A 13,279-nucleotide genomic window follows, 5' to 3' on the forward strand; every position below is an offset into this window, starting at 1 on the left:
GTGGTTTAATGAAAAAGATAGTGCTATTAATTATGGTTTTAATAGTTTGCGTATTAGCTGGTAATTTTCAGTATAAAAAGATAATACAGCATCCTATTAAAACTAATAAAGATATCTATGTTAATGTGAAAAATGGAGACGCTTTGTATAGTGTACTAGATGATTTAAACCAAATTGGTGCTATAAAAAATGCAAGTATTATAAAATTTTATATCAAATCAAACAAAATAAAATCTAATGTTCATACAGGAAAGTTCTTGATACCAAAGGATGTTACAGTTGTGGAGTTTATAAAAATTTTATCAACTGTAGGAAATGAAAAAGACATTATTAAAGTAACAATACCTGAGGGATTTGATATAAATAGTATTGCAAATATGCTACAAGAAAAAGGCATAATAAACAAAGAAAAATTTATTGATAGCTGTAAAACTTACAAGCTGCCTACTTATATTACGGAAAAAGAAAACCGAAAATTTAATTTGGAAGGTTTTCTTTTTCCATCTACATATGATCTTAAAGCCGGTATGAGTGGAAATGCAATAATAAAATTAATGGTGGATAAGTTTTATAGTACTATAAATGAAATAAATATAGAAACGCCTATAGAGATGAAGAAATTAGATGATATAATAATAATGGCATCAATTGTTGAAAGAGAAACTAGTGATAAAAATGAAAAAGCTAAAGTGGCATCAGTTTTTTATAATAGGCTAAAAAAAGACATGAAGTTACAATCTTGTGCAACTGTTTTATATTCTTTAGGTAAACATAAGGAAAAATTATACAATAAAGATTTAGAGGTTAAGTCACCTTATAATACCTACAAGGTGACAGGACTTCCTGTAGGTCCAATATGTAACCCAGGAAAAGAATCTATTAAAGCAGCCTTATCTCCTACTAAAACAAATTATTTATACTTTGTTTTAAGTAATGATGGAAAGCATTTTTTTACAGATGACTATAATGAATTTTTAAAGGTCAAAGATGTAACACAAGGATTTTAGTTAGTGTTAGTCACATGAGAATAAATAACAAGTCAGTATAATTATATCGTTGACTTGTTATTTGTTTTTATGTGCATTAATGAATTTTGGAGGAAATTAAATGAGTGGGATAACATATGATTATATGGAACAATATTTAAGAGATCTCATTCCAAGTAATGTTGGTATTTTAGATGAGCTAGAGAAATTTGCTCTCGAGAATAGAGTCCCTATAGTTCAAAAAGAAACTGCTAAATTTTTGGAATTAATGATAACTATAAATAGACCTAAAAAAATTTTAGAGCTGGGCACGGCTATAGGATATTCTTCTATTTTAATGAATTTAACTTCCGGTGGGTTAAGTGAAATTACGACTATTGAAAGAGATGAAAGAATGATAGAAATTGCAAATGCGAATATAATAAAATACGGAATGCAGAATAAAATTACTGTTCTAAAAGGAGATTGTTTAGAGATTTTAGAAAGTCTCCAAGATGAATATGATATGATTTTTATGGATGCAGGTAAAGGTCACTATAATCATTTTCTTCCTCACTGCTTGAGACTCTTAAAAAGAGAGGGAGTTCTTATTGCTGATAATGTACTTTTTCGAGGAATGGTTGCATCGAAAGAACTCGCAACACGTAGAAAAATCACTATAATAAAACGTATGAAAAGCTATTTAGAACTAGTATCTAATAATGATAACCTTGTAACTTCTGTAATACCAATGGGTGATGGTATCTCAGTTACAGTAAGAAAGTTTGCAGGGGGAAGTAAGGAGGCATGAAACTAATGAAACCAGAAATATTAGCACCGGCAGGTAATTTGGAGAAATTAAAAGCAGCTATAAATTTTGGAGCAGACGCAGTTTATTTAGGCGGAAGTAAATTGAATTTAAGAGCTTTTGCGGATAATTTTAGCAATGTTCAATTAAAAGAAGGTATAGACTTTGCACATTCCAAAGGTAAAAGAGTATATGTTACATTAAATGTATTTCCTCATAATGACGATTTAGAAGGCCTAGAAGGTTATCTAAAAGAAATATATGAACTAGGTGCAGATGCTATTATCGTTTCTGACCCAGGAATTATTATGACGGCTAGAGAAGTTGTACCAAATTTAGAAATTCATTTGAGTACCCAATCTAACAATGTAAACTACAAATCAGCTATTTTTTGGCATAAGCAAGGGGTCAAAAGAATTGTTCTTGCAAGAGAATTGTCTCTAGGTGAAATTAAAGAAATTAGAGCAAAGTTGCCGGATACTTGTGAACTTGAAGCTTTTGTCCATGGATCTATGTGTATGGCCTATTCGGGAAGATGTCTTATGTCAAATTATATGACGGGAAGAGATGCAAATCGTGGACAATGCGCCCAGCCATGTAGATATAAATATTTCTTAACGGAAGAAAAAAGAGATGGTGAGTACTTTCCTATAATAGAAGATGATAAAGGCACTTACATAATGAATTCAAAGGACTTATGCATGATAGAACATATACCGGAACTTGTAGAATCAGGGATAACGTCATTTAAAATAGAAGGAAGAATGAAAAGCTCATATTATGTTGCTTCTGTATGTAAATCCTATAGAGAAGCTTTGGATACATATATGAAGGATTCAGTAAATTATAAATTTCAAAAAAAATGGATGGATAACCTCTTGAAACCGAGTCACAGACAATATTATACTGGGTTCTACTTTGGAGATCCCAATAAACAGATACATGAATCCTCTTCATATATTAGAGATTACGATATAGTTGGAATTGTACGCGAATACCATTCGGAAAATAATATTGCATTAGTGGAACAAAGGAATAAAGTATTCCAGGGTGATACTGTTGAAGTATTAAGGCCTGTAGGAGATAATGTTTTAATTGTGCTTAATGATATGAGAAATTCTAAGGGCGAAAGCATAGCTGCTGCACCAAGTGCCCAGATGTTATTCACTGTAAATGTTAAAGAAAGACTACATGAGAATGATATACTTATCAAATCTAAGGAGAAAGAATAATGTATCGCCCGGTTTTAATAGGGATAACCGGAGGAACGGGTTCAGGAAAAAGCACTATAGCGAGAGAAATTTATAAACATTTTGATGAGACATGTATTACAATGATTGCACAAGATTCTTATTATAAGGATCAGAGTAATCTTTCTTTTGAAGAAAGAATAAAAACAAATTATGATCATCCGGATGCTTTTGATACTTCACTATTAGTGAGACACCTAAATCTTCTTTTAGAAGGAAAGGTTATTGAAAAGCCTATATATAATTTTGAAATGCATAATAGAATAGAAGAAACAGTTTCCGTGCAGCCAAAGGAAATTATTATATTTGAAGGAATTCTTGTACTCCAGGAAAAGGTTCTTCGTGACATGCTGGATATTAAAATATATGTAGACACAGATGCAGATGTTAGGTTTATACGAAGACTTACAAGAGATATTACCGAGAGAGGTAGAACAACAGATTCTGTTATAAATCAATATTTAAATGTTGTTAAACCAATGCACGAACAATTTATTGAACCTACCAAAAGACACGCTGACATTATTATACCTGAAGGCGGACATAATAAGGTAGCTATAGATATAATTACAGCTAATATAAGCCAAATACTGCAGAAACAGCAAAAGAAAAAATAACATATTTGAAGTATAAAACATCTCAATCTAGGCGAGAATTAGCCTAGGTGAGGTGTTTTTTTATGAGTAGTAGAAATAATATCTTTGGTTACTCAAATCAAAGAAGTGAAATTAAAAAAAGAACTTGGACGGTAATGGGTGTGTTTACGGTATTATTTTGTTTTTTAATTTGGAGAATCATGAATTACATGTATTTTAAATCTGAACCCTTGAAAACTATGTTTAATTCACAATATACAATAGATGAACAATATGGGTCGCTATATAGTTTAACTGACTGTAATGGGCGAGATCTTTTGAATTATGCTGTGAGTTACTATGCGATTATTGATCCTGTCGATTATTTGAGATTTAATGAATATACTAGCAAATATGACATGCAAGCATTAACTATTACTTTAAGAAACTATGATAAAGGCTATGATTTAGAAAAAATAAAAGGTAATGGTAATGGAGAGAAAATAAGATATAAAATTGATGAAGTGACTTATAATAAACTTAAAGATATTAAAAAAGTAAAAGGATTTTATACCTATGTAGCTAATGAAGTGATCAAGGATAGGAATTGGAAAATTGAAAATGTATTGATAGACCCGAAATACAATAAAGAACACGTTGATCCTGTATCTAAAAAAGTCGTTAGTGATTATGTATTCAAAGGTACTGATTCTTTGGAAATGGAAATATACAATAAAACTAAAAATAATGATTATACAAAAATTAGATTTGCTAAAGGGGTTAATGGCGAAATAGCTGCGGGCAAAATTATTAATCCTAAAAACAATGTTAATGTAAGACTTACATTAGATAAAGAAATCCAAGATAAAGCCTGCGCTGTTATTCATGAGGGAATCTACAAAAAGTATAGTCAAATTGGTGTTGTAGTAATGGAGAGCAATAATGGAAAGATAAGGGCGATGGTACAAAAGGATGATAACGCTTATAATGCGAACTTAGGATATCCAAGTACTAATGGAGCTTTGCCGGGATCGATTTTTAAAGTTATTGTGGATGAAGCTGGTTTAGACACGAACAAAATAGATAACTATAAAAAATATACAGTAAGTCCTAAAATATTTCTAGAAGAGCCTTTTAAGGGAGAAACATTTACAGTTGCAGAGGCGCTAGCCAAATCTTCTAATAACATATTTGCTCAACTAGGTTGGAAAATAGGTTTTAAAAATATATATGATTATGCAGAAAAACAAGGGATGTTACATAAAGTATTAAATATTCATCAAGAGGCCAGTGGTAAGTTTGACATGGCGGATTTATTACACCCTACGGATGGTGATACAAGTCAAACAGCTATTGGTCAGAATGTTAGAATAACGCCGCTAGAAGCCATGAGTATTCCTAATACTATTATAAATAATGGAGTGTATGTTCAGCCAAGCATAATAGATGCATACGTAAATGACGATAATAAAATTCTAGGGGAAATTACCCCTAAAAATACGACCATATTAAAAAGAGAAACTGCAGAAGCTGTGAAACTTCATATGATGGATGTAGTAAACAAAGGCACAGGAACCCAGGCTTCAATTAAAGGCATGGATATAGGTGGGAAAACGGGCACTACTACATACTATGTAAATAAATTAGTAAATGGGAAAAAAGAAAGTCAGAAGTGTTCCGATGGATGGTTTGTTGGCTTTTTCAATTTAAACGGGAAAAATTATTCCATGGTTGTATATGTAAATAATATTGAGATGAGTAATGTAAAAGGTGTAGCAGATGAAGAAGGTGGAGGTACAGCGGCTCCGATATTTAAAAAAGTAGTTAACGCCATTAAAACATCTCCTGTGAGGCTGCATTAAAGATTTCGGAAGGAATGTTATTAGCTAAAGAAATATATAAAATAATAAAATAAATTTCCATGTACAGGCACTTTTAGTAAAATAAATCATATTATATTATAAGCTCTATTAGGAGGAACATCTGTGTTTTTCATAAATTGTTTATTAGATATGATTGGAAATGTTACACTTTTGACGGCTTATATAACTGGAAGTAGTTCATTCCCTCAACCATTAAGTGAAGAAGAGGAGAAATCCTATTTAAAAAAGTTAAAGGACGGCGAGTTACTAGCTAAAGGTGTATTAGTTGAACGAAATCTAAGACTAGTTGCACATATAGTAAAAAAATATTCCTATCCAGGAAAGGATGTAGATGACCTGATTTCTATTGGAACTGTAGGTCTTATTAAAGCCATTGATTCCTTTGATATAGGTAAGGGAACAAGGCTTGCCACCTATGCTGCAAGGTGCATAGAAAACGAGATACTTATGCTTATTCGCAATAATAAGAAAACAAAAGGGGAGGTTTACCTGCAAGACCCTATTGGTATTGATAAAGAGGGTAATGAGATATCACTTATGGATGTGTTAAGCAGCGATGAAGATTCTATTATTGATATAGTAGAAAGTAAAATACAAATTAAAAAGCTTTATAATAAGATAAACGTAGCTTTAATGGATAGAGAAAAAACAATAATTCAAATGCGATATGGATTACTTGATGGTAACCCTAGAACTCAAAGAGAAATTGCATTGATCTTAGGGATTTCAAGGTCCTATGTTTCTAGAATTGAAAAGAGGGCATTAAAGAAGCTTAATAAGGAATTAAATAGTACTAGTAAAAATAGGTTGAATAGTTCTAATAAATTGTAACAACTATGGTATAATTATAAAATGTACACCGTTAGTCAAATAAAGCATCTTAACGATTTTCATTAAAGATACAAAATATTTCGGGAAAGAATGTATTTAAATTATTTATCTGAGAAAATAAAATTTCTGCAGTTAGGTGATGAAAATGGAGCAAAAATTTTAAGTGACAAGAAGATTCTAAAATTTAGAACTCAATTTGGCATATATATTTGGAAGCTTCATTAAAAGAACAGGAGGACCAATAATGATACCTCTTAGTGAATTACTAAAAAAGACAACAGAACAAAATGCATCAGATTTGCACCTTACAGTGGACTCAGTGCCAATCATTAGAGTCGATGGTAATTTAATACAAACAGGAAAAGATAAATTAACTCCAGCAGACACTGAAAAATACTCAAGAGAAATTTTAGAAAATTCTTATGAAAAATATTGTCAAAATGGAGAAATCGATACGTCTTACTTTATTTACGGACTTGGAAGATTTAGGGTTAATGTTTATAAACATAGGGGAAGCGATACTATAGCTATTAGAGTAGTTGCATTAAAAATACCTACTATTAAACAGCTTGAGCTTCCAGAGGTTGTTAGGGTTCTTACCACAAAACAAAGAGGGCTAGTTTTAGTGACAGGGCCTACAGGTAGTGGTAAAAGTACAACTCTCGCTGCTATGGTTAATGAAATTAATTCTACTAGAGCATGTAATATTATAACACTCGAGGACCCTATTGAATATTTACACAAACATAACAAATCCATTATTAATCAAAGAGAAATCGGAAAAGACAGTAAAAATTATAAAAATGCATTAAGGGCTATTCTTAGAGAGGATCCAGATGTTATATTAGTAGGTGAAATGCGAGATCTTGAAACGATTTCTATTGCTATTACTGCAGCTGAAACTGGACATTTGGTTTTCTCTACTTTACATACTATAGGTGCAGCAAAAACAGTAGATAGAATAGTTGATGTATTTCCTCCATATCAGCAGCAACAAATTAAAGTTCAATTATCAGCGGTAATGCAGGGAATAGTTTCTCAACAATTAATACCTAAGATAAGTGGAAGAGGGAGAGTAGCAGCGCTTGAGGTAGTGATATCAACTCCAGCAATTCAAAATCTTATCCGCGAAGGCAAGACACATCAATTACAATCTTGTGTTCAAACTGGCGGGAAATATGGTATGAAAACTATGGATATGTCAATTGCAGAGTTATATAAAAAAGGTGTTATATCTAAAGAGGAAGCAATTAATTACTCAGTTGACAATGAAATGATTGTAAGAATGCTATCGCTTTAGTAAATAATTAAAAAACAAGCTAAAAGCATAGATAAATTATAGCTTTCAGCTTTATTTTTAATTTAATGTAAAATTAACCAATTTATATACTATTTGGTTGATTTACTTAACGATATGATATTGCTTTTTCTATATTTTGCTATTATAATTAGTCTAGAAGGACAAGTTAGCTTTTTAACATCATAATATAATGTATTTACTAATTTGAAATTAAGGTTATATATATCTGCAAATATACAATAAAATGAAATTAATTTTGATTATATTTAAATTTATAATAAATATTTAAAAAAATCATTTAAATTAAGAGGAAAATTTATCTTTTTGTTGAATATATACACTTAAGGTTTCTCTTATGAGGGGGGATAAACTTAATGAATGAACAAATAGTAGGGATTGATTTAGGATCATCAAAAATATGTGGATCAGTTGGTAAAATCAGTAGTAATGGAAAACTTCAGATTATAGGCATTACATCAGTTGTATGTAGTGGTTTAAATAAATCAGTTGTAATAGATATTGATAGTACAGCGGAAGCTATAAAAAAATGTATTACACAATTAGAGCGTATGACAGATACACAAATCAATGAAGGGTATATATCTTTACCTGGAGGAATTTGTGAACTAGTAAGAAATACAGGTATGATTGCGATATCTTCTGAAGACAGAGAAATAAAGCAGAGCGACGTGGACAGGGTAATTGAGGCAGCTAAACTCATCTCAGTTCCGCCCGATAAAGAAATAGTAGGTGTTGAGCCCGAACAATATATTGTTGATGGATATGATAATATCAAAGACCCTAGAGGAATGAGTGGTATAAGGCTAGAAGTTGAAGGACAAGTAGTCATGGCACAATCCACAGTAGTTAGTAATTTATTAAAAAGTGTGAAGCGAGCTGGAATTAAAGTTAATGGGATAGTACTTCAACCATCAGCTATATCAGAGGCTGTATTACGAAAAGAAGAAAAGGACATGGGAATAGCACTAGTTGATGTTGGAGCACAAACTATTGATATTTCTATTTACAAGAGTGGAAAATTAAAACATACTTCTATTATTCAATTAGGTGGAGATAACATAACCAACGATATCTCGGTTTGTCTTAAAGTTCCTTTTAGCGAAGGTGAAAGATTAAAGCTTAAATATGGAAGCTTAATTAAAGAAAAAGGAGAAAACGTTGAGAAAATTAGAGTCAAAGATTCTTATGATAATTTAATGGAAATTGATAATAATTTATTAGTTGATATAATTTATGCTAGAGTAGATGAGTTATTACATTTAATTAAAAGAAACCTAGTAAATAGTGGATTTTATAATGAAACTTCTGGAGTAGTAATAGTTGGTGGAGGTATAGCTTTATTAAGAGGCACTAATGAACTCAGTAAAGTTATACTCGATAAGTCAGTGAGAATAGGTTCACCAGAGTATGTAGGAGCAGCTAGCCCTATATATGTTACAGCAGTAGGTATAGTGCTTCAAGCTGTTAATAATATTAAAACTAGTAATAGTTCATTGGAAGAATCAGATGAACATTCATATGATAACAAATGGTCAAAAAACAAAAATATAAAAGTAGAAAATGGATTTGCATCAAAAATAAAAGGTTTTTTTGCAGATTTTTTCTAAAGAGGAGGTAGTGTTGTGCTAGATTTTGATGTTGATGTTCAAGAATTTGCTCAAATTAAAGTAATTGGGTGTGGAGGCGGAGGAAACAATGCTATAAACAGAATGATTATAGAGGGACTCAAAAACGTGGAGTTTATAGCGATAAATACGGATAAACAAGCTTTAATTCTTTCTCATGCAGTTCAAAAAATTCAAATTGGTGATAAGTTAACTAAGGGGCTAGGAGCAGGCGCTAATCCAGAAATAGGTATGAAAGCAGCAGAAGAAAGTAAAGAAGAAATTTCTCAAGCAATAAAAGGAGCGGATATGGTATTTATTACTGCAGGTATGGGAGGCGGTACAGGTACTGGAGCTGCACCTGTAGTTGCAGAAATCGCTAAATCCATGGGAATACTTACTGTAGGAGTTGTAACAAAACCATTCCCTTTTGAAGGCAGAAAAAGAATGATTAATGCTGAAATCGGAATAAAAACGCTTAAAGAAGTAGTTGATACTTTAGTAACAATTCCAAATGAAAGATTATTAACAATGGTAGATAAAAAAACTACATTGATGGACTCTTTCAAAATGGCAGATGATGTTTTAAGACAAGGTATACAAGGTATATCTGATTTGATTACTATACCCGGTCTTGTAAATTTAGATTTTGCAGATGTGAGAACAATTATGCTTGCTAAAGGTCTTGCACATATGGGTGTTGGTAGAGCCTCTGGTGATAATAGATCTCAAGAGGCAGCAAAACAAGCTATTTCAAGTCCGTTACTAGAAACTTCTATAGTCGGTGCTACAGGTGTACTTTTAAATATTACTGGTGGAATGGACTTAGGTTTACTTGAAATAAATGAGGCTGCGGAAATTGTACAAGGTGCAGCTGACCCAGACGCTAATATTATATTTGGTGCAGTTATAGATGAAGACCTAAAAGATGAAATAAGAATAACAGTTATTGCAACTGGTTTTGAAAGTGACAAAGTTGTGCAAAATAAAACTGTCCCAAAGCCTAAAGTAAAAGAACCAGTTAATCCTATTGAAGAAGTTGCATATACTAAAGAGTATGGAGATTCTGATTTAGAAATTCCAGCTTTTTTAAGAAGACAAAGCAAGTAATAAATAGTAAAGTGCCTTTTGGCACTTTATTTGCGTTTAGGGCAATTTTAATTGCTAATAGGACATAATCTCTATGCAAATTCACTGAGTTAACTTAAGTCGTTTTAGAGGGGCTAGTTAACGTGGTGAATTAATAAGGAATGGTCCTTTTTTTTACTTTGTATTTCCTAACACAATATGGAAAAAAATGGTGATTTATAGAAGAATAAAAATAAAAAAATATTGTAAAAAATGACAAAATTTTGATTGCATAAGTTATATAATAATTTTAAAGGAGGAAGAGCAAGTGATAGTATATATAGATGTCCTTATATTAGTGAATTTTATAGTTAATCTATTCATATTGCATATTACAGTTCAAACATTAAAAAAAAGAGTAAATCTTATATGGATGTGTCTTTCAAGTTTTATAGGCAGCTTATATGTATTAACAGTAGTCTATCCAAAGCTTAGATACTTGACATATTTACCTTTTAAAATATTAGTACCAGTCGCGATGATTTTAATTGTTTTTAGAGAAAAAAACATTTTATTCAATATTAAGGCTTCTTTAATATTTATATTATATTCAATACTTTTAGCTGGAATGTGTTTATTTATACAAATGAACAATAGTAAAAATATGTCATTTGATATAATCATAATAAATTTTCCTTACGAAAAATTAATGCTTTCAGTAATGATAATTTATATATTGATATACAGGATCATGATTTTTATTGGAGATAGAAAAAAAATATCAACACTTATATACACTGTTGATATAATAAATAAAAGCTATAAAAAAACTATTAAGGCATTTTTAGATACTGGAAATGAGCTTCGTGAACCTGCTACCAACTTACCAGTATTAATTGTTGAACGGGATATTTTAAGCGAAATTTTGTTAGAAAGAAACAACACTTACTTTATTCCTTATAATGTAGTGAATGGCACTAATGGAAGGCTTATAGGGTTTAAACCACAGTATATTAATATTCATATTGATAAAAAGAATGTTGAAACAAGAGATGTAATTATAGCATTTTGTGAGTATAAATTAAGCAAAGATAATGACTATAACGCTCTTATGTCTAGAGGGATACTAAGTTAGATGATTTAATAGGAAATGATCGCTATGTGCTAATAATATAGATGGGGAGGAAATTATGTTCAATTTTAAAGTGATGTTAAACAAGTTATTTGCTAAATTCAAAATATTTTCAAACAATTTGTTTTATATAGGAGGGAACGATGCATTGCCACCTCCTTTAACTAAGGATGAAGAGTATGAGTTAGTGGTTAAATTAGATACAGGTGATAAGCAGGTGAGAGCTACCTTAATTGAAAGAAATTTAAGACTGGTAGTATATATAGCAAGGAAGTTTGAGAATACAGGCTTAAATGTTGAAGATTTAATTTCTGTAGGAACCATAGGGCTTATAAAAGCAGTTAATACTTTTGATCCTGAAAAGAACATTAAGCTAGCTACATATGCTTCAAGATGTATAGAGAATGAAATTTTAATGTATCTTAGGCGAAATAGTAAAATTAAAACAGAAATTTCTCTTTATGAGCCTCTAAATGTTGATTGGGACGGTAATGAATTGCTGCTCTCAGACATTATTGGAACGGACAACGATGTGGTTTATAATATTATTGAAGAAGATGTAGATAAACAATTGCTTTGGCTTGCTATGCAACGTTTAAATTCAAGAGAAAAAGAAATTGTTCAATTAAGATTTGGCTTAAATGGAACCATAGAAAAAACACAAAAAGAAGTGGCTGATATACTTGGAATATCACAATCTTATATCTCAAGGCTTGAAAAAAGAATAATAAAAAGATTACAAAAAGAAATAAATAAAATGGTATAGGGGCCGCAAGTAGGACCCTTTTTATAATTTTATTTTAGAAACCGATTTTAAAAGTTATTATTTGAAGATTAAATATTAAGCAAAATGAAACAAATAAAGAAATGTTCTAATTATAAATAATATTTTTAATAACTTATGAATATAAATAATATAAAGTGCTAGGCCTCTAAAAATAGACTAGAGTAGTGACTAGCTGGTTTAAAAAAAGGGTTTATGAAAACTTATTGGGGGTGAACAAAATGGAAAGTTTAATGTTTGCAATAAATAATTTAAGACAGATGGAAATTATAGATATAAGTTCAGGCTCAAAAATGGGATATATCAAAGATTTAAAAGTTGATTGTGAAGACTATAGAATTATTTCAATCCTAATGCCAACCCAAAAGTCATCTTGGTTCAATAAAAATAATAGTGTTGAGATACCTTGGGAAAAAGTAAAGAAAATTGGGGTAGATGTTATTCTTGTAGATGGTAGTGATGTAAATATAGAAAACGAATAGGAAAAAGTGTATAATGTTAGTATATTTGCTAACTATACTATGAAAAGGACGTGAAGGCCATTGAAATGTCCATATTGCAGCTGTGAAGAAAGTAAAGTAGTTGATTCTAGATCAACAGATGAGAATATTGCAACTAGAAGAAGAAGAGAGTGCCTAAGTTGTTTTAAGAGATATACTACATATGAAAAAGTGGAAGATGTACCTATTTTAGTAATAAAGAAGGATTCTAATAGAGAATATTTTGACAGAACGAAAATATTAAATGGCCTTATGAAGGCATGCCAAAAGAGGCCGGTGTCAAGAAAACAAATAGAAGCTATTTGTGATGAAGTAGAAAAACAGTTAAACAATGAAATGCTTACAGAAGTGAAATCAGATTATATAGGAGAAATCATTATGAGCATATTAAAAAATGTAGATGAGGTATCTTATGTGAGGTTTGCTTCAGTTTATAGGCAATTCAAAGATATTAATACATTCATGGAAGAGATAAGGAAATTAATGTCTAAGGAATGAAAATGCCCTTAGGCATTTTCAGACCGTTGACAAACATAAAATGTAAAACACCCTAATTTA

13 protein-coding genes are annotated in these 13,279 nt (G+C 30.8%); all 13 read left to right on the top strand.

All coding sequences use genetic code 11. The features are described from left to right. Positions 1–8: 8 nt before the first annotated feature. The 13 genes from mltG (at position 9) to nrdR (ending at position 13,219) form a co-directional block, all read left to right on the top strand. On the top strand, positions 9–1,007 hold the full coding sequence (mltG, locus tag ACWJKP_RS10550; RefSeq protein ID WP_165412738.1) for an endolytic transglycosylase MltG: 999 nt from the start codon (positions 9–11) through the stop codon (positions 1,005–1,007). A gap of 100 nt (positions 1,008–1,107) precedes the next feature. Continuing rightward, the gene (locus tag ACWJKP_RS10555; RefSeq protein ID WP_165412737.1) at positions 1,108–1,776 is read left to right on the top strand and encodes an O-methyltransferase; all 669 of its coding nucleotides are present in this window, start codon (positions 1,108–1,110) and stop codon (positions 1,774–1,776) included. After that, a complete protein-coding gene (locus ACWJKP_RS10560; RefSeq protein ID WP_165412736.1) occupies positions 1,773–3,005 on the top strand; it encodes a peptidase U32 family protein in 1,233 nt (410 codons plus the stop codon). The genes ACWJKP_RS10555 and ACWJKP_RS10560 overlap by 4 nt, the downstream gene beginning before the upstream one ends. Beyond that, positions 3,005–3,640 (top strand): uridine kinase, encoded by a 636-nt coding sequence (gene udk, locus ACWJKP_RS10565; protein ID WP_165412735.1) that lies wholly within the window; start codon positions 3,005–3,007, stop codon positions 3,638–3,640. Before ACWJKP_RS10560 ends, udk begins: the two co-directional genes overlap by 1 nt. A 62-nt stretch (positions 3,641–3,702) precedes the next feature. Continuing rightward, positions 3,703–5,460 carry a penicillin-binding transpeptidase domain-containing protein gene (locus ACWJKP_RS10570; protein ID WP_165412734.1) on the top strand — a complete coding sequence of 586 codons (1,758 nt, stop codon included), beginning with the start codon at positions 3,703–3,705 and terminating at the stop codon, positions 5,458–5,460. A 123-nt stretch (positions 5,461–5,583) separates the two neighbouring features. After that, positions 5,584–6,312: an RNA polymerase sporulation sigma factor SigK gene (gene sigK / locus ACWJKP_RS10575; protein ID WP_165412733.1), complete on the top strand. Its 729-nt coding sequence runs from the start codon at positions 5,584–5,586 to the stop codon at positions 6,310–6,312. A 244-nt stretch (positions 6,313–6,556) separates the two neighbouring features. Next, complete coding sequence (locus tag ACWJKP_RS10580) at positions 6,557–7,612, top strand: type IV pilus twitching motility protein PilT (protein WP_165412732.1); 1,056 nt, start codon at positions 6,557–6,559, stop codon at positions 7,610–7,612. A gap of 374 nt (positions 7,613–7,986) precedes the next feature. Continuing rightward, positions 7,987–9,240 (top strand): cell division protein FtsA, encoded by a 1,254-nt coding sequence (gene ftsA / locus ACWJKP_RS10585; RefSeq protein WP_165412731.1) that lies wholly within the window; start codon positions 7,987–7,989, stop codon positions 9,238–9,240. A gap of 15 nt (positions 9,241–9,255) precedes the next feature. Continuing rightward, on the top strand, positions 9,256–10,347 hold the full coding sequence (gene ftsZ / locus ACWJKP_RS10590; RefSeq protein ID WP_165412730.1) for a cell division protein FtsZ: 1,092 nt from the start codon (positions 9,256–9,258) through the stop codon (positions 10,345–10,347). A gap of 286 nt (positions 10,348–10,633) precedes the next feature. Then, a complete protein-coding gene (gene spoIIGA / locus ACWJKP_RS10595) occupies positions 10,634–11,440 on the top strand; it encodes a sigma-E processing peptidase SpoIIGA (RefSeq protein ID WP_462961169.1) in 807 nt (268 codons plus the stop codon). 55 nt (positions 11,441–11,495) lie between these two features. Then, positions 11,496–12,203, top strand: coding sequence for an RNA polymerase sporulation sigma factor SigE (gene sigE, locus ACWJKP_RS10600; protein ID WP_165412728.1), 708 nt, complete (start codon positions 11,496–11,498; stop codon positions 12,201–12,203). Between the two features lie 239 nt (positions 12,204–12,442). After that, positions 12,443–12,703 carry a YlmC/YmxH family sporulation protein gene (locus tag ACWJKP_RS10605; protein WP_165412727.1) on the top strand — a complete coding sequence of 87 codons (261 nt, stop codon included), beginning with the start codon at positions 12,443–12,445 and terminating at the stop codon, positions 12,701–12,703. A gap of 60 nt (positions 12,704–12,763) precedes the next feature. Next, a complete protein-coding gene (nrdR, locus tag ACWJKP_RS10610) occupies positions 12,764–13,219 on the top strand; it encodes a transcriptional regulator NrdR (RefSeq protein ID WP_165412726.1) in 456 nt (151 codons plus the stop codon). Positions 13,220–13,279 lie beyond the last annotated feature (60 nt).

Source organism: Clostridium sp. CM037, assembly GCF_055081095.1.

Coding starts and splice junctions, on each gene's coding strand:
- mltG (WP_165412738.1), top strand. CDS start 9: ATGAAAAAGATAGTGCTATTAATTATGGTTTTAATAGTTTGCGTATTA.
- ACWJKP_RS10555 (WP_165412737.1), top strand. CDS start 1,108: ATGAGTGGGATAACATATGATTATATGGAACAATATTTAAGAGATCTC.
- ACWJKP_RS10560 (WP_165412736.1), top strand. CDS start 1,773: ATGAAACTAATGAAACCAGAAATATTAGCACCGGCAGGTAATTTGGAG.
- udk (WP_165412735.1), top strand. CDS start 3,005: ATGTATCGCCCGGTTTTAATAGGGATAACCGGAGGAACGGGTTCAGGA.
- ACWJKP_RS10570 (WP_165412734.1), top strand. CDS start 3,703: ATGAGTAGTAGAAATAATATCTTTGGTTACTCAAATCAAAGAAGTGAA.
- ACWJKP_RS10580 (WP_165412732.1), top strand. CDS start 6,557: ATGATACCTCTTAGTGAATTACTAAAAAAGACAACAGAACAAAATGCA.
- ftsA (WP_165412731.1), top strand. CDS start 7,987: ATGAATGAACAAATAGTAGGGATTGATTTAGGATCATCAAAAATATGT.
- sigE (WP_165412728.1), top strand. CDS start 11,496: ATGTTCAATTTTAAAGTGATGTTAAACAAGTTATTTGCTAAATTCAAA.
- ACWJKP_RS10605 (WP_165412727.1), top strand. CDS start 12,443: ATGGAAAGTTTAATGTTTGCAATAAATAATTTAAGACAGATGGAAATT.